The sequence below is a fragment of the Mycobacterium numidiamassiliense genome, from assembly GCF_900157365.1.
Taxonomy (GTDB): domain Bacteria; phylum Actinomycetota; class Actinomycetes; order Mycobacteriales; family Mycobacteriaceae; genus Mycobacterium; species Mycobacterium numidiamassiliense.
Genome location: NZ_FUEZ01000003.1, coordinates 531,540 through 551,099 on the forward strand (window position 1 = coordinate 531,540; position 19,560 = coordinate 551,099).

The window sequence follows — 19,560 nt, forward strand, 5'->3', positions numbered from 1 at the left end:
GCATGGTCAAGCCCGAACGCCGTACCAGGGGTGACCTGGTGGCCGCCGCGGCGATCGCTCTTGTCGTCGCCGCAGCGGCGTCACTGATCTGGTGGACGAGCGACGCCCGGGCCACCATCAGCCGCCCCGCCGCGGTGCCGGCGCCCAACCCGGCTCCGGCCCGGGAGGTGCCGGCGAGCCTCAGGCAATTGTGGACGGCCGCCAGCCCGGCCAGCAGGGCGCCGGTCGTGGTGCTCGGGACGATCGCCACCGGCATCGGCCGCGAGGTGGACGGCCGCGACCCGGGTACGGGCCAGACGCGCTGGAGCTACGCCCGCGACACCGACCTGTGCGGGCTGTCCTGGCTCTATCACTACGCCGTCGCGGTGTACAAGGACGACCGCGGCTGCGGCCAGGTCAGCACCATCGACGGATCCACCGGCCGGCGCGGGCCCGCTCGCAGCAGCTACGCGGACCCGCGGGTGCGTCTCTCCTCCGACGGCACCACGGTGTTGTCGGTCGGCGACACACGCCTGGAGCTGTGGCGCTCGGACATGGTCCGGATGCTGGCCTACGGCGAAACCGACGCCCGGGTGAAACCGTCGTCGCGCGGACTGCACTCGGGATGCCGGCTCATCTCCGCGGCGGCCAGCTCGTCGACGGTTTCGGTGCTGGAAAGCTGCGGCAACACCGACGATCTGAAGCTGGTGCTGTTGCGCCCGGGCAAGGAAGACGACGAGCCCCAACAACACGCGGTGTCCGAGCCAGGGGTCGCAGCGAATTCGGGCGCCCGCGTGCTAGTGGTGCGGGAGAACACCACCGCCGTGTACGTGCCGCTGCCGCAGCCCCGGGTCGACGTGATCGACGAGACCGGCACCACGGTGTCGAGCACGCTGCTGCCCAAGCCGCCGTCCGGTTCGGCGGTCGTGTCGCAGGCGGGCAACCTGGTGACCTGGTGGACCGGTGATTCGGTGCTGGTCTTCGACGCGAGCAGCCTCACGCTGCGCTACACCATCGCCGCCGGCGAGACGACGGCCCCGCTGGGACCCGGCGTGATGATGGCGGGCAAGCTGCTCATTCCGGTGACCGGGGCGATTGGGGTCTACGACCCGGTCAACGGCGCCAACGAGCGCTACATCTCGGTCAATCGAGCGCCCAGCACCGAGCCGGTGGTTCCCGCCGTTTCGGGTTCGCGGGTGTTCGAGCAGCGGGGCGACACCGTGGTGGCGCTGGGCTGAAAAAAGCGGGCGGTCAGGCCTCGACGGTGTACGTCGGCAGCGGCTTGCCCGACTTCCAATGCTTGAGCAACGCCTGGGCCAGCTGGGAGTAGGCGACCGCGCCCTTGTTCTTTCGCCCGGCCAGGACCGACGAACCCGAAGCGCTGGCCTCGGCGAAGCGCACCGTGCGAGGGATCGGCGGGGCGAGCACCGGCAGACCGTAGCGGTCGGCAACGTCGACGAGCACATCGCGGGTGTGGGTGGTGCGGGCGTCGTACAGCGTCGGCAATGCGCCCAGCAGCCGCAGATCCGGGTTGGTGATCTGCTGGACATCGGAGACCGTGCGCAGGAATTGGCCCACGCCCCGGTGCGCCAGCGTCTCGCACTGCAGCGGCACGATGACTTCGTCGGCAGCCGTCAGCCCGTTGAGGGTCAGCACACCCAGCGACGGCGGGCAGTCGAGGATGGCCACGTCGAACTGATCGGCCACCTTGGCCAGCGCGCGTTTGAGCGCATACTCGCGGCCGGCCCGCATCAGCAGCATTGCCTCAGCGCCCGCCAGGTCAATGTTGGCCGGCAGCAACGTCATTCCCTCGACGGTGGTGATCAGCGCGGCGTTCGGCTCGATGTCGCCGAGCAGCACCTCGTGCACCGACACCGGCAGCTTGTCCGGGTCGTGGCCAAGCGAAAAGGTCAAACAACCCTGCGGATCGAGATCGACCAGCAGCACTCGCTTGCCGCTTTCCGCCATCGCCGCGCCCAGCGAGGCGACCGTCGTGGTCTTGGCGACGCCGCCCTTCTGGTTGGCCACCGCCAGTACCCGGAACTTGCTCACACTTGCCATCCTGGCACGTTCCCCGCGGGGAGTAAGGGCGACGGGCAGGCGAGTCTCGGGCAGAATCACCGGGCATGGGCTTGCACAAACACCGACTGGTACTTCTGCGCCATGGCGAGACCGAGTGGTCGAAATCGGGCCAGCACACCGGCCGCACCGACATCGAACTGACCGATACGGGTCGGCTTCAGGCCGAGCTGGCCGGGCATGTACTGCGTGAACTGGCACTCACCGACCCGCTGGTGATGAGCAGCCCGCGAATTCGTGCCCTGACCACAGCCAAGTTGGCCGGGCTGAGCGTCGATGAGGTATCTCCACTGCTTGCTGAGTGGGATTACGGTTCCTACGAGGGATTGACGACCCCGCAGATCCAGGAATCGGTTCCTGACTGGCTGGTCTGGACCCACGGCTGCCCCGGGGGCGAGAGTGTGGCGCAAGTCAGCGATCGCGCCGATCGGGCGGTCGCACTGGCGTTAGAGCACGTGGCCTCGCGCGACGTGATATTCGTGGGCCATAGCCACTTTTCCCGCTCGATCATTACGCGCTGGGTCGAGCTGCCGCTCGTCGAGGGCAGCCGCTTCTGGATGCTCGCCGGCTCGATCGCCGTATGCGGGTTCGAGCATGGCGTGCGACAGCTCGCTGCACTCGGATTGACCGGCCTTCCGCAGGCGATGACACCCGGGTGACCATCGCCGAACCGCCGTTTGCGCTGAGCGGCGCTGCCGGCACTCTGATCGCCGACGGGGTGCAGGCTCGCTACTGCGACGTGCGCGCGGCGCAGGCCGCACTGCGCTCGGGTTCGGCTCCAATTGTCTTGGGCGCGTTGCCTTTCGATCTGGATAAACCCGCAGCCCTGCTGGTGCCCGGCGCGGTGCAGCGCCCCGACGCGCTGCCCGACTGGCCGACGGGCCCGCTGCCGACGGTGCGCATCACGGCCGCCGTCCCGCCACTGGCCGATTACCGCACCCGAATCAGCCGGGCCCGCGACCAACTCAGATCACCCGGCACCACGCTGAGCAAAGTGGTGCTGGCCCGCGCGTTGCGATTGTCCGCCGATGCCGCGCTGGACGCCCGCGTCGTACTGCGGCGGCTCGTCGCGGCGGATCCGGCCGCCTACGGGTATCTCGTCGACCTGACCGCCGCGGGCGACGACTATGCGGGTGCGGCCCTGATCGGCGCCAGCCCTGAGCTTCTGGTCGCACGCTCCGGCGACCGCGTGATCTGCCAGCCGTTCGCCGGTTCGGCCCCGCGCGCCGTCGACCCCGAACTCGATACCGCCAACGGGGCCGCATTGGCCGCCTCGGCCAAGGACCGCCACGAGCATCAGCTGGTGATCGACGCCATGCGGGCCGCCCTGGAACCGCTGTGCGACGACCTGACCATTGCGGCCGAGCCACAACTGAGCCGCACCGCCGCGGTCTGGCATCTTTGCACACCGATCAGCGGTAGACTGCGCGAAACATCAACTACTGCAATCGATCTGGCGTTGGCCCTGCATCCCACCCCAGCGGTCGGGGGGGTGCCGGCCGAGGCCGCGTCCGAGCTCATCGCCGAACTGGAAGGCGACCGCGGTTTCTACGCCGGGGCGGTGGGCTGGTGCGACGCCAACGGCGATGGCCGCTGGGTCGTGTCCATCCGCTGTGCACAGCTGTCGGCGGATCGTCGCACCGCCCTGGCGCACGCCGGTGGCGGCATCGTCGCCGAATCCGATCCCGACGACGAAGTCGACGAAACGACAACGAAATTCACGACCATTCTGAATGCGCTGGGGGTGCAGCAATGAACATCCGCCGCGCCAGACCCGAAGACGCCGCGGATATCACCGACATGATTCACGGGCTGGCCGAATTCGAACGTGCGCCCGAACAATGCACTGTCACCGAAAAGCAAATCCTGACAGCGCTTTTCGCCGATTCTCCGACAATATTCGGACACGTCGCCGAGGTTGACGGCGAGATCGCGGCGATGGCGTTGTGGTTTCTCAGCTTTTCCACCTGGGACGGTGTCGCGGGCATCTACCTCGAAGACTTGTTCGTACGGAACAGGTTTCGCCGTCGCGGCCTGGCCCGCGCACTGCTGGCGGAGCTGGCAGCCGAATGCGTCGACGGCGGCTACACGCGGTTGTCGTGGGCGGTGTTGAACTGGAACTCCAAAGCCATCGCGCTCTACGACGGCGTCGGCGCGCAGCCGCAACGGGAGTGGACCACCTACCGGCTGTCCGGCCCGCCGTTGGCCGAGCTGGCCGGACCGCGCTGATCGCCGCCGGCCCAGCGCAGGGCCGCGGGGCTGAACAGCAGGATCAACACCGTCAGCGCCACGGCGCCCAGCGGAATCCCGAAGACCGGCCGGTGCGAACCCGTCGTGAGGTACCAGGCCACCGGTAGCAGCAGCAGCTGAGCGAACACGGCCAGTCCGCGGCCCCAGCGCTTTCCGAGAGTCAGCGCGCGTCCGGCGGCCAGTACTACGCCGCCGACCACGACGAACCAGACCGCCGTGCCCAGGCCGTTGACCACGTGCTGGTCGGCCCCGGCGATCGCCCGCACCACCAGCACCGCGGCCATCACCAGCGCGGCGGCACCCTGCACCGCGACGATCAATCCCGCGCCGCGCACGGTGGATGGGGCGGGCAGTGTCACAGCGTCAGCGTAGTCAGGAGCCCACGCTTGCCCGCGAACCCGGCGGTTCCCCCACAGCGGAGGCTTAGGCGCCCCGCATAAGCTCGTGCATCATGCGCGCGGTGCTGATCGTGAACCCAACGGCCACGTCGACCACACCGGCGGGGCGCGACCTTCTGGCACATGCCCTCAAGAGCCGCCTTGACCTCACCGTCGAACACACCAACCATCGCGGCCACGGTCACGAACTCGGGCAGGCGGCCGCCGCGAACGGGGTGGACCTCGTCGTCGTGCACGGCGGTGACGGCACAGTGAGCGGGGTGGTCAACGGCCTGCTGGGCCACCCCGGTTCGGCGCCGCCGCCGGGAAACATCCCCGCGGTCGCGGTAGTGCCCGGCGGCTCGGCCAACGTGCTCGCGAGGGCGCTGGGCATCTCGCGGGATCCGGTCGCGGCCACCAACCAGCTCATCCAATTGATCGACGACTACCGCCGTCACCAGGCCTGGCGGCGCATCAGCCTGATCGACTGCGGCGAGCATTGGGCCGTGATCAACGCGGGCATGGGCGTCGACGCGGAGGTGGTGGCGGGAGTCGAAGCGCTGCGCAACAAGGGTGTGAAGGTCAACCCGCTGCGCTATTGGCGGGTGGCCATTCCCATCACGATCGGCTTCGCCCGGCGCGAACCGTCGCTGATCCTGGAGCTGCCCGGCAGCGAGCCTATCCCCGGCGTGCACTTCGCCTGGGTGTCCAACACCCGGCCCTGGACCTACAGCGACAACCGGCCGATGGTGACCAACCCCGGCTGCAGCTTCGAGTCGGGCCTTGGAGTGTTCGCCGTCACCGGCATGAAGACGATTCCGACGCTGCGCCTGCTGAGCCAGATCCTTTCGAAGCGGCCGAATCCGCAAGCCAAGCAGCTGATCCGGGACGACGACGCGGCCTGCCTGCGGATCTCCTCGCCCGGGGCACCGGTGGCGACTCAGTTCGACGGGGAATACCTCGGCCTGCGCGAAACCATGACGTTCCGTTCTGTTCGCAATGCGCTTGCGGTAGCGGCCCCACCCCAGCAAAAAACTCTCTGAACTGCGAAAATTAAAATACGAGCGACCTATCGCACAAAATTTTCGGTCGAAAGTAGCCCGCGAGTGTAGTACAACGGTATGAGGGCTCGGCTACGGGTTGATCAAAGTGAGATAGCACACGAGCTAACGCACGCTATTGACATCTGTTGAGCCTGTGAAACGATCGAAAGGTTGCATGCAGGAAATTCGTAAGGGTACTGACGACCCTTACTCGTGCAAGCGTTAAAGAGCCGAAGAAAAAACGCCAGTGCGCGATGCTGCGCACATAGTGAGGAGTAAGGACTTATGGATTGGCGCCACAGGGCGGTGTGTCGCGACGAGGACCCGGAGCTGTTCTTCCCGGTGGGGAATAGTGGGCCCGCGCTTGCGCAGATCGCTGACGCGAAACTGGTCTGCAATCGGTGTGCGGTGACCACGGAGTGCCTTGGCTGGGCTCTGAATACCGGACAGGACTCGGGCGTCTGGGGCGGCATGAGTGAAGACGAGCGGCGTGCATTGAAGCGTCGCAACGCCCGGACAAAGGCTCGCAGCGGAGTCTGACCCCAGCCTCCGTAACAGTGCGGCCCCGACAATCGTCGGGGCCGCACTGTTACGTCCGGTGTTAGAGCAGCAACCGGGCCCGACGGCCGATCGGCACACGTAGCACCACGTCAGTGCCGCCGCGGGGCGCCTCCCGCATGCCCAGCGTGCCGTCGAGCTCCGCCGCCACCAGCGTCCGCACGATCTGCAGACCCAGGCTGTCGGATTTCTCCAGACTGAATCCCTCGGGCAGTCCACGCCCGTCGTCGTGCACCACGACGTCGAGCCAGCGCGCCGAACGCTCGGCGCGAATGGTGACCGACCCTTCACGGGCGGCCGGATCAAACGCATGCTCGATCGCGTTCTGCACGAGCTCGGTGATCACCATGACCAGTGCCGTCGCGCGATCGGAGTCGAGCACCCCAAGATCGCCGACCCGGTTGATCCGGATCGGTCTATCGACCGAGGCCACATCGTTCATGATCGGCACGATCCGGTCGATGACCTCGTCGAGATTGACCTGCTCGTCCACCGACATCGACAAGGCGTCGTGGACCAGGGCGATCGACGACACCCGGCGCACCGATTCGGTCAGCGCTTCGCGACCTTCGGCGTTGGCGGTGCGGCGCGCCTGCAGGCGCAGCAGTGCCGCGACCGTTTGCAGGTTGTTCTTCACCCGGTGGTGGATCTCCCGGATGGTGGCGTCCTTGGACATCAGGGCTCGGTCGCGCCGCTTCACCTCGGTCACGTCGCGGATCAGGATCGCCGCCCCCGCGCTGGAGCCGTTGACCACCAGCGGCAACGTCCGAAGCAGCACCGTGGCCCCGCCGGCATCGACCTCCATCCGCATGCTCTTGCCGCCCGCCAGCAGGTCCTGGATGTGCTCGGCCACCTCCTGGGCCTCGAAGGAGTCGGAGATCAGCGGCCGCGTGATGTCGACGAGGTTGTGGCCCTCCAGCTCGCTGGTCAGGCCCATGCGGTGGTAGGCGGACAGCGCATTGGGGCTGGCGTAGACGACCACACCGTCGACGTCGAGGCGGATGAAACCGTCGCCCACCCGTGGCGTGGAGCGCGACATGGCCACATCGCGCACGTCGGGAAAGGTGCCCTCGGACAACATGTGGACGAGGTCGCTGGCGCACGCCCGGTAGGCGGTCTCCAGGTGACCTGAGTGCTCGTGAGCCGCCAGCGTGGTCTGGTGCTGGGTGAGCACCGCCACCACCTGGTCGCCATAACGGACCGGGGAGGCCGCCACATGCGGCCCGGGCAGTTGCCACGAATGTTCTTGGCTGCCAGCGCTTTCGCGCTGCGCGGTGCCGGTAGCGAAGGTCTCGGCGACCAGTGCCAGCCGGTCGGCGGCCACGACACTGCCCACCGAGTCGGTCTGCAAAACCGTGGGCGCGGTGGTCGGGCGGCATTGCGCCACACACACCAGCACGTTGTCGTCGCGGCAGACCCACATCAGGTAGTCGGCAAAGGACAGATCTGCCAGCAGCTGCCACTCCCCGACCACCGCATGCAGATGGTCCACCGCGTTGCCCGGCAGCATCGTGTGTTCGGCAAGAAGGTCACCGAGAGTGGACATCAATCACTTCCGCGTTGTCCCCCGGCGGGAGGTCCGAACCGTCTGACGGCTAGCTGATGACGGCGATGAGGTCGCCGGCCTGGATGACGTCGCCGACCGCGACGCTCACTTTGCTCACGGTGCCGCCGACCTCGGCCAGGACGGGGATTTCCATCTTCATGGACTCCAGCAGCACCACGATGTCGCCCTTGCCGACCTCGTCGCCCTCATTGACAACGACTTCGAGCACGCTGGCCACAATCTCGGCTCGGACATCCTCGGCCATCTTCACCCCACTCGTTTCGACCACATCGCATGCTGGCTGCTGGTCCAGGCTTTTCGTCAGGCTCATGTATATCGAACCACAACAGGAGAACCGACAGCGGCCAGCGGCATGTGAAACGCGCCGTGGAAGACATGAGAGAATTGACGGCAACGACGGGCGCTTACGCCCGGATCATGACGAACGACGGAGGAACCTCATATGGCCAAGCGTGGCCGGAAGAAGCGTGACCGCAAGTACAACAAGGCCAACCACGGCAAGCGGCCCAACGCCTAGTCGCTGGTAGCCCCGCTCGCGCGGGGCCCTTTTACTGCACGTCGCGGATGATGGTGGTGCGGCGAATCTCGAGCTGCAGCCGCTCCCGCAGACCCTCGGGCGCCCTGTCGCCGCTGCACTTGGTGGCTATCAGGGCCTTGAACTGCTCCTCGATCCCGAAGATCCGCAGACAAGGTGGGCATTCGTCGAGGTGCTGCTTGAGCTTTTGCCGCGTCTCGGGGGTGCATTCACCGTCGAGCAGCGTCCATACCTCGGCGATCAGTTCGGCACACTCGGCCTTCGTGAGTGGTTCGGCACCCGTCGAGGGGTCATCGGGCGAAAGCTCGCTCATGACGACACCTCCTCCTGCGCCTGCTCGCCTCTGATGAAGCCGCGGTCCTTGGCCACGCCTTCCAACAGTGCACGCAGCTGCCGGCGGCCGCGGTGCAGCCGAGACATTACCGTCCCGATCGGCGTGTCCATGATCTCGGCGATCTCCTTGTACGGGAAACCCTCGACATCGGCGTAGTAGACCGCCATCCGGAACTCTTCGGGCAGCGCCTGCAGGGCGGCCTTGATTTCGGTGTCCGGCAGCGCCTCGAGTGCCTCGACCTCAGCCGAACGCAGCCCGGTCGACGAGTGCTCAGCGTTGGCCGCAAGCTGCCAGTCGGTGATTGCTTCCGTCGGGTATTCCGCAGGTTGGCGCTGCTTCTTCCGGTAGCTGTTGATGTAGGTGTTGGTCAAGATCCGGTACAGCCACGCCTTGAGGTTGGTGCCGGCCCGGAATGAGCGAAAACCCGCGTAGGCCTTCACCATGGTTTCCTGCAGCAGGTCCTCGGCATCGGCGGGATTGCGCGTCATCCGCAGCGCGCCGCCATAAAGCTGATCTAGCAGGGGAATCGCATCGCGCTCGAACCGCGCGGTCAGCTCCGCGTCGCTCTCCTTCGGCAACTCAGCCGCGGGCGCCTCGAGGTCGGCGCCGTCTGAACCGGTCACCCCGTCGATGTCAGCCATCTCGATTAACCCGGTCCCTTCTGTGGCGGTGTCGCCGGTCAGCACCATTGGCAACATCGCACTCCCAAAGAAGCGATCTACCCGCTCTTTGTCCAACAGGATCGTCGCCGTTGACACCCGACTCCCTCCTCCCAATCTAGAGGCTGGGACCGACGGGCTTTGCCCGGGTCCGCTCACACCGCATCAGAGACGACTGAATCAACAGCACGAGCCGACCTGCTATTTCCGGCGGTTCGAGCCGGGCGTTAGTGTGGCGCCATGTCTCTCAAAGGAAAGACCATGTTCATCTCGGGTGCCAGTCGCGGCATTGGCCTGGCTATCGCCAAACGCGCTGCGCAAGACGGGGCCAACATTGCCCTGATCGCCAAGACGGCCGAGCCGCACCCGAAGCTGCCGGGCACGGTGTACACCGCCGCCAAGGAACTCGAGGAAGCGGGCGGCCAGGCGCTGCCGATCGTCGGGGACGTCCGCGACCCGGATTCCGTCGAGTCGGCGGTGGCCAAGGCGGTCGAACAATTCGGCGGCATCGACATCTGCGTCAACAATGCGTCGGCGATCAACCTGGGATCCATCGCCGAGGTGCCGATGAAACGGTTCGACTTGATGAACGGCATCCAGGTGCGCGGCACGTATGCCGTGTCGCGGGCGTGCCTGGCACACATGAAGGGCCGGGAGAACCCGCACGTCCTGACGTTGTCGCCACCGGTGCTGCTGGACAGCAAGTGGCTCAAGCCGACGGCCTACATGATGGCGAAGTTCGGTATGACGTTGTGTGCGCTGGGGATCGCCGAAGAGATGCGCGACGAGGGCATCGCCTCCAACACCTTGTGGCCGCGCACGCTGGTGGCCACCGCCGCGGTGCAGAACCTGCTCGGCGGCGACGAGGCGATGGGGCGGGCCCGCAAGCCGGAGATCTATTCCGACGCGGCTTACGTCGTCCTCAACAAGCCCGCCCGCGAGTTCACCGGCAACAGCTTGCTGTGCGAGGACGTGCTGGTCGACTCCGGCGTCACCGACCTGTCGGTATACGACTGCATACCGGGTTCCCAACTCGGCGAAGACTTCTGGGTGGAGGGCGTCAACCCGCCGGGCTACGCCGGCCCGTAGTCAGCCCTTGGCGAGGGTGAACTGCGCGACGTCCGTGTAGCCCTCGCGGAAGAGTTCGGCGCAGCCCGTCAGGTACTTCATGTACCGGTCGTAAACCTCTTCGGATTGAATCGCGATGGCCTCATCGCGGTGCGCCTCGAGCGCCGCCGACCAGTTGTCGAGGGTGCGCGCGTAGTGCAAGCGCAGCTGCTGCACACGCTTGACGGCGAAACCACCGCCTTGCGCATGTTCTTCAACGGTCTTCGCGCTGGGCAGGTCTCCGCCGGGGAAGATCTCGTCCAAGATGAACTTCATGAACCGCAGCTTGGTCATGGTGATGGGCAGTCCGCGCTCGGCAAACTCATCATCGCTGGGCCGGATGATGCTGTGCAGCAGCATCACGCCGTCGGCGGGAAGCGCCTCGTAAGCCATCTTGAAGAAGTCGCTGTACCGGTCGCGCCCGAAGTGCTCGAAGGCGCCGATCGACACGATGCGGTCAACTTTTTCGTCGAACTGCTCCCAGCCCTGCAGCAGCACCCGCTTGGTCCGCTCGGACGGATGCTGGTCCAGGCGTTGCTGGACGTGCGCCTGCTGATTGCGGCTCAGGGTCAGGCCGACGACGTTCACGTCGTAGCGCTCGATCGCGCGCACAATCGTGGTGCCCCAACCGCAGCCGACGTCGAGCAACGTCATGCCTGGTTCGAGCCCGAGCTTGCCCAGCGACAGGTCGACCTTGGCGTATTGCGCCTCTTCGAGCGTCATGTCGTCGCGCTCGAAATAGGCGCAACTGTAGGTGCGCGTCGGATCCAGGAAAAGCGCGAAAAAGTCGTCGGACAGGTCGTAATGCGCCTGCACGTCCTCGAAATGTGGCTCCAGGCCAGAGTTCTTGCTCCCCGTTGAGGACAAAGCACAACCTTCTTGAGTGAGATTTATTATTTTCGCGGCGGGCGTTCGAGTTCGATCAACGTAGCGCCGTCCCTACAGCCTAACCGACACATTCGTGAGCGCCTCAGCGAACTGGATCGACCGTACACAAGGCGCCTGGAACCCGTCCGCCACCCCGACGATCAGCGCAGACACCGTCGACGCCCGTCCACCGATCCCACCTCCAGCAAAGGAGTAGATCGCCGCGGCGTCGGCGACGAAACAACCGACGTTGTGCGCCAACAGGATTTCGTTGCCGCCGAACAGCTCGGTGCAAGACGCCTTCGTCAGAAATCCAACGTGTCGATACCGTGAATATCGCCGTTGCTCATGGCCTTTCCCCGGGCTCGGTCAGGAACCCCTCGATGACGGGGGCCAGCCCGTCGGCGTTGTGCACGAGGTCGATATGTCCACCCGAATGCAGATGTAGCCGCGAATGAGGCAGCAACGCATTCATGATGCGCGCGTTGATCACCGGGATGATCGGATCATCCGTGCCCGCCACGATCAACGTCTGCTGACGCACCGCGGGCAGCGCGAACAGGCTGGTCCAGATTGCACCGGCGAGCAATTGGTGCAGGTAGCCCATCTTCGACCCGGCGTGCAACTGCCGCACGAACAGCCGCGCGACGTCTTCGCCGTGGGACCGGACGGTGCCACCGTAGAGCTCGCCGGCAATGGACGCGGCATAGTCCGGGTCCGAGAATCTATGCGGGGTAAGCATTTTCGCCAGCACCCGCGGATGCGCAGGCACCATCAGCGCGCCGGTACCCGTCGCCACCAGCACCAGGCGCCGGCATCGGCGCGGATTTTGGAAGGCGAACTGCTGGGCCAGGGCGCCACCCCAGGACAGCCCGAGCACGTCCACCACACCGATTCCCAGTTTCGACAATGCGCGGCCGAGGACCCAGGCGAGGTACGGAAACCCATAGGGGGCAATGGATGTGGGCGATCCTCCGGTGCCGGGGACGTCGAACCTGATGACTGGGCACTTCAGGTTTTCTACCAGCGGATCAAGCACTTCCAGGCTGGCCCCGATGCCGTTGCAGAGCACCAGCGGCACGCCAACTCCCTCCCGGACGTTCACGCGGATCCGCTGACCACCCGTCGTGATGTAGCGTACTTCGCCGACCGCGCTCACCGGTTTAATCGCTGCGACCGTGCGACGCATCATCGCTCACTTCTCCATCACGTAACTGCCCGGCGCCGGGCCGAGCGGCGGCAGGTCTTCGGAGCCAAGGGTTTTCGGGGCGTCGACCTCGGGGCCGCTGCGCTCGGCGAGCCACGCCACGTAGTCCGGCCACCAGGAGTCGGCGGATTTCTCCGCCGAATCGAGCCACTGTTCGGGGGTCTCCGCGTCCACCGGCCCAGTCCGGTACGACGCCTTGGGGTTTCCGGGCGGGTTCACCAGTGCGGCAATGTGCCCGCTGGTGGACAGCACGTAGCGATTGTCCTTGCTGCCGAGCAGTCGCGCGCTGCGATAGGTGGCCTGCCACGGGGAAATGTGGTCGGCGACCCCGCCGATCACATAGGCGTCGGAGGTGATCTTGCCCAGATCGACGGGGCTGCCCAGCATGCTGACCGCGCCTGGAGTGATCAACTCGTTGTTCAGCCCCAGTAGCACCATGTCGCGGTGCAGGGCGGCGGCCATCCGAGTGGTGTCGGCGTTCCAGAACAGCACGTCGAACGGCGCCGGCTTGCGGCCCTGCACATAGTTGTTCACCACATACCGCCACACCAGGTCGGTGGGCCGCAGCCAGGCGAACATCTCCGCCATGTCGCGTCCGTCCAGGTAGCCCTTGCGGCCCGAGACACGTATCGCCGCCTGCGCCGCACGGTCGCTCATCGCCGCCGCCGCAAAGCCGGCCCGGGTCTCGTCCAGCACGGTGACCGCCAGGGCGAGCCCCGCGATTCGATCGCCCTCGCCGATCTCGGCCAAATGGGCCGCGGTCATCGCGGCGAGGATGCCGCCCGAGCAGGTGGCCAACAGATGAGTGCTATCGGTCCCGGTGATTTTCTCAACCGCGTCCATCGCCTCCACGATCGCACCGCCGTAGGCGTCGAACCCCCAATCACGATGCCGCGCCTGCGGGTTGCGCCAGGAAATTGCGAACACCTGCTGACCCTGCTGCACGAAGTACTCGATCATGCTGCGCCCGGGGGCGATGTCCATGATGTAGTACTTGTTGATCACCGGCGGCACCATGATCAGCGGAACGGTCTGCACCTTGGGTGTCTGCGGCACATACTGAATCAGTTCGAACATCGACGTCTGCAGCACCACCGCACCTTTGGTGATAGCGACCGTCTCCCCCACCGTGAATGCGTCGGGCTCGACCATCGCCGGCACACGCGGCTTCGAAAGCATATCCCGGGCAAAGGCTTTGGCCCCGCGCACCGCGCTCAGTCCGCCGGTGTCGATCAGCGCCTTCCACCCGAGCGGACTGATCAACGGATTGTTGGACGGCGCCAACCCCTCGACGACGTTGTCCATCACGAACCGCATCTTCTCGCCGTCGCGCCAATCCAGCCCGGCGTCGGCGAGCAACCCTTCGGCGGCCTCGGTGCCGGCCAGATACGCCTGCATGATTCGGTGCAGCAACGGATTCTCCTGCCACGCGGGATCGGAGAACCGCTTGTCCGCGCGCGCCGGGACCCGGTGCGACTTGCCAAGGGCGATGTCGCCGAGCTCGCGCGTGAACGTGCCGGCCCGGCCGGCCACGGCACCGGGATGCTGGGCGAGGCCAGCGCCGAAGCGAGCCCACGTGGCGTTCGGCATCATTCGGCTGGCGAACGGCTTGGTGGCGCTGGTCAGCAGCAGGTCGAGCGGCGCGGCCAGCTCGTCGGCTTTGGCCACGGTGTTGGCGGAGTTCAAGGCCTTGGCCATGGTCATCGTGTGCTTTCGCTTGTGGGAACGGTGATTTCGCGCTTCAGCAGTTTGCCGGTCGGCCCCTTGGGCAGCGCATCGACCAACCAGACCAGGCGCGGATACTTGTAGGCGGCTACCCGGGCCTTGAGGTAATCGCGTAGCTCGTCGGCGGTGACGGCGGCGCCCTTCTTCAGCGCGACTGCGGCACCGACTTCCTCGCCGAGCGCGTCGTGCGGGATGCCGATGACGGCGGCCTCGGCCACCGCCGGGTGCTCGTAGAGCACCTCCTCGATCTCGCGGGGATACACGTTGTACCCGCCGCGAATGATCAGGTCCTTGGTGCGGTCGACGATGTAGAAGTAGCCGTCCTCGTCGACGCGGCCGACGTCTCCGGTGGCCAGCCAGCCGTCCGGCGTGATCGTGGCCGCCGTCGCGTCGGGCAGGTTCCAGTAGCCCTTCATCACGTTGTGGCCGCGGATCTGGATTTCACCGGCAGCACCCTGCGGGACCTCAACCCCGTCCAGGTCGACCACCCGCATCTCGACACCCTCGATCGGCGTGCCGATCGAACCCGCCTTACGCGGCCGATGCGGATGGTTGAACGCGGCCGCCGGAGAACTCTCGGAGAGCCCATAGCCCTCGAGAACGGCGCAGCCGAACGCCTTTTCGAAATCGGTGAGGACCTGTACCGGCAGCGCCGCGCCGCCGGACACGCAGGTCCGCAAGCTTCGTGTCGCGTCGGGAGCGGCCTGGTCCGCCACGCTGAGCAGCGCCGAGTACATCGTCGGCACGCCTTCGAACACGGTGACGCCGTCGCGCTCGATCACCTCGAGAGCCTTGCGCGGATCGAACCGCGCGATGAGCGTCAACGTCGCGCCCGCGAGGACGGCCCCGTTGAGCCCGCAGGTCAAGCCGAAGACGTGGAACAACGGCAGGCAGCCCATCACGACGTCGTCGGGTCCGGTCTCGACGAGGGTGCGGACGGCCACCTCGGCGTTGCGGCCCAGATTTGCGTGAGTGAGCATGGCGCCCTTGGGTTTTCCGGTGGTGCCCGACGTGTGCAGGATGACCGCGACGTCGTCGTCGTCGCGGTCTACCGGGGAATCCTGGGCGGGCAGGCCGGCGATCATCTTCATCAGCCGTGCATCGTCGACGAGCCAGCAGCGCGCCCTGGCGTCGGCGGCGCCCGCGGTGGCCTCGTCGGCGAAGGCCGGTGCCGCGAACAACGCCCTGGCGCCGCTGTTGGACAGGTAGAAGGACACCTCGCGGGACTTGAGCAGCGGGTTCATCGGAACCGCCACGGCGCCGCGGTACATGATGCCGTAGTAGGCGATGGCGAACGCCGGTGTGTTGGGCAACATGATCCCCACCCGATCGCCCGGCTCGATGCCGGCCTGCTCCAGCAGCGTCGCCACCCGGGCGGCCGCGTCGTGCAGCTCGGCGAAGCTGAATTGCAAACCGTCGCAGCGCAGCGCTACGTGATCGGGATTGCGTTCTTTTGATGCAACAAGATTGGCGCTCAGGGCGGTCATGGGCGGGCCTTTCGGAAATGCCTTTTTTCTGCTGCTTCTATCGTCATTCCTGCCCCCGGCGTCCCACAATGTCGCGGAAAACAACGCAAAGACTGTTTCGGTGTGAACGCCCACACCAGGCAATTTCAGGAATAGGGTTTCTTCATGAGCGTGGCATCGAGAACCGACGGCGTCCGGCGTGGCGTCGCAGCTGATCCCCACGTCGCCGAACTGGGGAAGCTGATGCTGGCGCGCGCCCCGAAGTTGGGCGAAGCGATGGCTGACCTGCTCTGCCGGCAGATCGATGCCTATCGCGACGGCGCCGTCGTCACCAGGGAACAAGTCGCCGAAAGTTGCGTGGCGAATGTGACCTTCATTTTCGATTCGCTCGCCGGCAATGCCGACGTCGACGTGTCGCCTGCCGAGCACACCGGCACCACACGCGCCCTGGCCGGTGTGCCGCTGCCCGCGGTGATGACCGCCTACCGGATCGGCTTCCGATTCATGTGGGAGCAGACCATCGCCGCGGCGAGGGCCGCCGCGATTCCCACCGACTCGATACTGGACGCCACCGCACAGGTATTCCTCGCGCAGGAAACCTTCACCCAGGCGATGAGCGCCGCCTATCGTCAGCAATTGACGGCGCAGATCGTCGAGCGGGAAGAGGAGCGTTCGGCGTTGGTGGAAGCGCTGCTATCCCACCGAATCACTGATAGCCAAAGCCTTTGGGAGGCAGCTGATCTGCTGCGGCTACCCACCTCGGGGCCCTACGTCGTCGTGGCTGCGGAGCTACCCGCGATCGGAAAGCTCGGGCTCCCCACAATCGAAAGCAAGCTGTCCGCGCGTGACATCCGCTCGGCCTGGCGGCTGCTGCCCGACCTACAGGTCGGCATCGTCCATCTGAAAGTCTCCGCGACACACGACAGCCTCGGCACGCTTGTCGACGTGCTCGGCCACGCCGCCGCAGCCAGAGTTGGTATCAGTCCGCCATTTCAGGAACTGGCGGAAACCAGCGACGCGCTGCGATGCGCCAGGCTGGCGGTGACGGGCAAGCCCCTGGGCGACGCACTCGTCGCCGTCTTCGACGAGACACCCCTTGCCGTCGCCGCGGTCAGCGCCCCCGAGGCCATGGCGAAGATCAGGTCGTCGGTGTTCGGGCCACTGGACACGCTGCCGGCCGAGGAACGCATCGTTCTGCTCGATACCTTCCGGGCCTGGGTAGAGGCGGGTGGTTCCGCCAACGAGTCCGCGGCGAAGATCTTCTGTCACCCCAACACGGTGCGCCATCGGCTGCACCGTGTTGAGGAGTTGACCGGCCGCTCACTGTCGCGGCCCCAGGACATCGCCGAGCTCTGCCTGGCTTTCGAAGTCGAGCGGCGCCTGCCCTAAGCCGACGCCTTGGCCCGGTTGCGAACCTGGAAGGCCGTGATGACGTCGACGACGCCGATCGCGATCAGCCAGCAGCCGGCGACCAGGGCCAGGACGGCGATCGAGCCCAGCGGGGACGTGATCAGTACCGCGCCGCCGATCACGATGATCACCCCGGAAAACGCCTGCCAGCCGCGAGCGGGCAGGTGATCGAACGACAGTGCGGCCCCCAGCAGGGTAAACCCGCGGAACAACCAGCTGATGCCGATCCATATCCCCAACAGCATGATCGACTCGAGTTCGTCGCGGAAGCAGAAAAACCCGAGCACCACCGAGATGATGCCGCCGATGAATGTCAGCACTCGCATGGCGACGCCCGCGTGCGTGCCGAAAGCGGCAAACACGTATCCGACCCCGGACACCACCAGGTAGATGCCGAACAGGACACCCGCCACCGCCAGCGTCTTGCCTGGCCAGGCCAGTACCGCGACACCCAGCCCGACGGCCAGGATGCCGATGAGAAGGAGCAGTTGCCATGCGCTGCGGGCAAGCTGCTGCAGTGGACCTTCGAAAACGGTCTCCTCGCGATTAGTCATCTCAATATCATTAGCCAGCATCGGTGGAGAGAGAATGTCCGCAGCGACACAATTGCGCATCGCAGACGGGAATTTCGAACAATGCGGGTGGAATTAGCCTGATACGCGCCCCAAACGCCGGTCCCTAGCGACGGTTTGTCTCCCGAAGACAAGCTCGCGGCAGGACTTGGTCGGTTCCGGACATGACCACCGCGACATTGCGCCGGTAGTTTTTGCGGCGAACCTGATGAATCGATTGTCGAAGACTCGAATCATCAAGTGCCGCAGATAAACCCGACTCAAAGCAGGTGCAACTATGTTCGATTCGATGATGGTGATCATGACCTATCTGCTCATCGTGCTGACCCCGGTGCTCATCCCGGCGATCATTCACGCCGTGCACGTCATCCGAGACTGGCGACCGACGATTCAGCCGGACCGCCTGGCCGCCCCCGCGGCTGCCTGACCTGCGCTGGGCTGCAGAACCGCGGTTCCGTACCAGTGGCAGGCGAGCAGTGCCAGTTCGACGTCGAGCCGATCGGCGGCGATCTCCCGGCCCCGCCGGGCGACCGCCCGACCGACTCGATACTTCACGGAATTGAAATGCAGGTTGAGTTCTTCGGCCGCCAACTTGTAGCCGCAGCCACACGCCAAATACACCCGCAGCGTGTCGCGCAGCCGAGCGTCGCTCTCGTTATCGCTGGCCAGGTCGCCCAGCACGACGGCCACCCAATCGCGGGTGGCGGCCACATCGCCACCCAAACGCGCCACCACGGATAACCCCGGATCGTCCGCGGCAATCACCGTTGCCGCAGACGAATTCGCTTGCTGGCTCACGATCGCAACACCACGGGCTTCCTCGGCCCGGCGATGCGAGCGACGAAAACCATCGACGCCGGGTGCCACGGTCCCGATCGCCACGCTCGGCGAATCGGGTCGCTTCTGGGTGAACCGCCGAACTCTCGCGGTCGCGTCGGTCACCGACGTGCGATACGGCAACCACGCCCAGGCGCAGCTTTGATCGGCGGCCACGAACAGCGGGCTCGCGGAAGCGTCGACGGCTTCGGCCAAATCCCGGAGAAACCTTTGCAGCCGGGGGAGTTCGTCACCTTCGGGACCGAGATGCGGATACCACATGACCAGACCAAGGTGGTGCCATCGCAACGGGTAGCGGATCGCCGTTGTCGCCGCATCGACATCGGTGGCCTTGTTCGCGGCCAGGATCTCACGCACCCGCAGGGCGCGAAGACTGTTCTGGTTCTCCAGCCATCGCTCGCGTTCGTCTTCGTAGACGGTCACGACCTGCTGCGACATCCAGTCGATGTATTCGAACATCGTGCCGGTGATGGCCTCGATCACCGCTACCCGCAGCGACTCCGGGATCTCGACCCTCCGCAACTCGGCGAACACCAGCTCGTTCATTTGCCGCTGACCGAGCCGGTAGGCGCGGACCAAGGCGTTGACCGGCACCCCGTGCTGCGCCAGCCGGCGGGCGTACTCCAGTGCCGCTGTGGGGGCCTCAACCCGCTCGACCGCGATGTCGTAGCGCAGCGCGTGCAGGATCGTGTCCACATTGCCTTCGACGCTGGTCCCGAGTAACGCCAAAAGTGCTGCGTCACCGCGCAGCTCGGGGATTTGATCCTGCAGCGAACGCAGAAGCGCGCCCGACACCTCGGCCAACCGATCGTGCAATCGTTTGGCGACCTCGGCGACGCAACCGCTTACCTCGACATCGGCGTCGAGGTGCGATTTCTTCATCTCAATGACGTTAGACGCCCGAGTTGTCTTCTGGCGATAACTCCGGCCAGCGGCTTTGTCGATTGACCACTGTGTTGTCTCGGGCGCGATTCCTAATGTTGTCGCC

General features: G+C 66.0%; 22 protein-coding genes. 10 read left to right on the forward strand and 12 right to left on the reverse strand.

Annotation, left to right across the window (positions count from 1 at the left end; translation table 11 throughout):
• Positions 1 to 2 precede the first annotated feature (2 nt).
• Positions 3 to 1,217, forward strand: coding sequence for an Rv3212 family protein (locus tag MNAB215_RS02305; protein ID WP_077077275.1), 1,215 nt, complete (start codon positions 3 to 5; stop codon positions 1,215 to 1,217).
• 13 nt (positions 1,218 to 1,230) lie between these two features.
• Here MNAB215_RS02305 and MNAB215_RS02310 read toward each other — a convergent pair whose 3' ends face one another.
• On the reverse strand, positions 1,231 to 2,031 hold the full coding sequence (locus tag MNAB215_RS02310; RefSeq protein WP_108637558.1) for a ParA family protein: 801 nt from the start codon (positions 2,029 to 2,031) through the stop codon (positions 1,231 to 1,233).
• A gap of 74 nt (positions 2,032 to 2,105) precedes the next feature.
• Here MNAB215_RS02310 and MNAB215_RS02315 point away from each other — a divergent pair, with 74 nt between their 5' ends.
• From MNAB215_RS02315 to MNAB215_RS02325, 3 genes are read left to right on the forward strand one after another with little or no spacing between them, the layout of a single operon-like run.
• A complete protein-coding gene (locus MNAB215_RS02315; protein ID WP_077077277.1) occupies positions 2,106 to 2,717 on the forward strand; it encodes an acid phosphatase in 612 nt (203 codons plus the stop codon).
• Positions 2,714 to 3,814: an isochorismate synthase gene (locus MNAB215_RS02320; protein WP_077077278.1), complete on the forward strand. Its 1,101-nt coding sequence runs from the start codon at positions 2,714 to 2,716 to the stop codon at positions 3,812 to 3,814. Before MNAB215_RS02315 ends, MNAB215_RS02320 begins: the two co-directional genes overlap by 4 nt.
• Entirely contained in the window at positions 3,811 to 4,287 is a 477-nt protein-coding gene (locus MNAB215_RS02325) for a GNAT family N-acetyltransferase (protein ID WP_077077279.1), read from the forward strand. Before MNAB215_RS02320 ends, MNAB215_RS02325 begins: the two co-directional genes overlap by 4 nt.
• On the opposite strand, the gene MNAB215_RS02330 is transcribed toward MNAB215_RS02325, so the two are convergent.
• Positions 4,239 to 4,667 carry a hypothetical protein gene (locus MNAB215_RS02330; RefSeq protein WP_077077280.1) on the reverse strand — a complete coding sequence of 143 codons (429 nt, stop codon included), beginning with the start codon at positions 4,665 to 4,667 and terminating at the stop codon, positions 4,239 to 4,241. The two genes, MNAB215_RS02325 and MNAB215_RS02330, sit on opposite strands and share 49 nt — an antisense overlap.
• Before the next feature lie 92 nt (positions 4,668 to 4,759).
• Here MNAB215_RS02330 and MNAB215_RS02335 point away from each other — a divergent pair, with 92 nt between their 5' ends.
• Together MNAB215_RS02335 and whiB1 are read left to right on the forward strand one after the other, a co-directional pair.
• Entirely contained in the window at positions 4,760 to 5,728 is a 969-nt protein-coding gene (locus MNAB215_RS02335; RefSeq protein WP_077077281.1) for a diacylglycerol/lipid kinase family protein, read from the forward strand.
• 285 nt (positions 5,729 to 6,013) lie between these two features.
• Positions 6,014 to 6,268, forward strand: a complete 255-nt coding sequence (whiB1, locus tag MNAB215_RS02340) for a transcriptional regulator WhiB1 (RefSeq protein WP_077077282.1) — start codon at positions 6,014 to 6,016, stop codon at positions 6,266 to 6,268.
• Between the two features lie 61 nt (positions 6,269 to 6,329).
• Here the strand turns inward: whiB1 and MNAB215_RS02345 are convergent, their stop codons facing one another.
• Both MNAB215_RS02345 and MNAB215_RS02350 read right to left on the reverse strand, forming a co-directional pair.
• Positions 6,330 to 7,832 (reverse strand): sensor histidine kinase, encoded by a 1,503-nt coding sequence (locus tag MNAB215_RS02345; RefSeq protein WP_077077283.1) that lies wholly within the window; start codon positions 7,830 to 7,832, stop codon positions 6,330 to 6,332.
• Positions 7,833 to 7,881: 49 nt separating this feature from the next.
• On the reverse strand, positions 7,882 to 8,097 hold the full coding sequence (locus tag MNAB215_RS02350; protein WP_077078352.1) for a biotin/lipoyl-binding carrier protein: 216 nt from the start codon (positions 8,095 to 8,097) through the stop codon (positions 7,882 to 7,884).
• Between the two features lie 198 nt (positions 8,098 to 8,295).
• Here MNAB215_RS02350 and MNAB215_RS30730 point away from each other — a divergent pair, with 198 nt between their 5' ends.
• Entirely contained in the window at positions 8,296 to 8,370 is a 75-nt protein-coding gene (locus tag MNAB215_RS30730) for a 50S ribosomal protein bL37 (RefSeq protein WP_108637559.1), read from the forward strand.
• A gap of 31 nt (positions 8,371 to 8,401) precedes the next feature.
• Here MNAB215_RS30730 and rsrA read toward each other — a convergent pair whose 3' ends face one another.
• Positions 8,402 to 8,701, reverse strand: a complete 300-nt coding sequence (rsrA, locus tag MNAB215_RS02360) for a mycothiol system anti-sigma-R factor (protein ID WP_077077284.1) — start codon at positions 8,699 to 8,701, stop codon at positions 8,402 to 8,404.
• The gene (locus MNAB215_RS02365; protein ID WP_165691541.1) at positions 8,698 to 9,363 is read right to left on the reverse strand and encodes a sigma-70 family RNA polymerase sigma factor; all 666 of its coding nucleotides are present in this window, start codon (positions 9,361 to 9,363) and stop codon (positions 8,698 to 8,700) included. Before MNAB215_RS02365 ends, rsrA begins: the two co-directional genes overlap by 4 nt.
• 258 nt (positions 9,364 to 9,621) lie before the next feature.
• Between MNAB215_RS02365 and MNAB215_RS02370 the strand changes: the two genes are divergently transcribed.
• On the forward strand, positions 9,622 to 10,470 hold the full coding sequence (locus MNAB215_RS02370) for an SDR family oxidoreductase (RefSeq protein WP_077077286.1): 849 nt from the start codon (positions 9,622 to 9,624) through the stop codon (positions 10,468 to 10,470).
• On the opposite strand, the gene MNAB215_RS02375 is transcribed toward MNAB215_RS02370, so the two are convergent.
• From MNAB215_RS02375 to MNAB215_RS02395, 4 genes are all read right to left on the reverse strand, one after another.
• The gene (locus MNAB215_RS02375) at positions 10,471 to 11,355 is read right to left on the reverse strand and encodes a cyclopropane mycolic acid synthase family methyltransferase (RefSeq protein ID WP_077077287.1); all 885 of its coding nucleotides are present in this window, start codon (positions 11,353 to 11,355) and stop codon (positions 10,471 to 10,473) included.
• Positions 11,356 to 11,701: 346 nt separating this feature from the next.
• The gene (locus MNAB215_RS02385; protein WP_245830109.1) at positions 11,702 to 12,547 is read right to left on the reverse strand and encodes an alpha/beta fold hydrolase; all 846 of its coding nucleotides are present in this window, start codon (positions 12,545 to 12,547) and stop codon (positions 11,702 to 11,704) included.
• Positions 12,548 to 12,550: 3 nt separating this feature from the next.
• Complete coding sequence (locus MNAB215_RS02390; RefSeq protein WP_077078353.1) at positions 12,551 to 14,260, reverse strand: PHA/PHB synthase family protein; 1,710 nt, start codon at positions 14,258 to 14,260, stop codon at positions 12,551 to 12,553.
• A gap of 2 nt (positions 14,261 to 14,262) precedes the next feature.
• On the reverse strand, positions 14,263 to 15,774 hold the full coding sequence (locus MNAB215_RS02395; RefSeq protein ID WP_077077290.1) for a long-chain-fatty-acid--CoA ligase: 1,512 nt from the start codon (positions 15,772 to 15,774) through the stop codon (positions 14,263 to 14,265).
• A gap of 144 nt (positions 15,775 to 15,918) precedes the next feature.
• On the opposite strand from MNAB215_RS02395, the gene MNAB215_RS02400 reads away from it, so the two are divergent.
• On the forward strand, positions 15,919 to 17,142 hold the full coding sequence (locus tag MNAB215_RS02400; protein ID WP_077077291.1) for a PucR family transcriptional regulator: 1,224 nt from the start codon (positions 15,919 to 15,921) through the stop codon (positions 17,140 to 17,142).
• Here MNAB215_RS02400 and MNAB215_RS02405 read toward each other — a convergent pair.
• Positions 17,139 to 17,717: an HdeD family acid-resistance protein gene (locus MNAB215_RS02405; protein WP_077077292.1), complete on the reverse strand. Its 579-nt coding sequence runs from the start codon at positions 17,715 to 17,717 to the stop codon at positions 17,139 to 17,141. The genes MNAB215_RS02400 and MNAB215_RS02405 overlap by 4 nt on opposite strands.
• A gap of 295 nt (positions 17,718 to 18,012) precedes the next feature.
• Here MNAB215_RS02405 and MNAB215_RS29605 point away from each other — a divergent pair, with 295 nt between their 5' ends.
• Positions 18,013 to 18,162: a hypothetical protein gene (locus MNAB215_RS29605; protein WP_165691517.1), complete on the forward strand. Its 150-nt coding sequence runs from the start codon at positions 18,013 to 18,015 to the stop codon at positions 18,160 to 18,162.
• On the opposite strand, the gene MNAB215_RS02410 is transcribed toward MNAB215_RS29605, so the two are convergent.
• On the reverse strand, positions 18,126 to 19,454 hold the full coding sequence (locus MNAB215_RS02410; RefSeq protein ID WP_077077293.1) for a PucR family transcriptional regulator: 1,329 nt from the start codon (positions 19,452 to 19,454) through the stop codon (positions 18,126 to 18,128). The two genes, MNAB215_RS29605 and MNAB215_RS02410, sit on opposite strands and share 37 nt — an antisense overlap.
• Positions 19,455 to 19,560 lie beyond the last annotated feature (106 nt).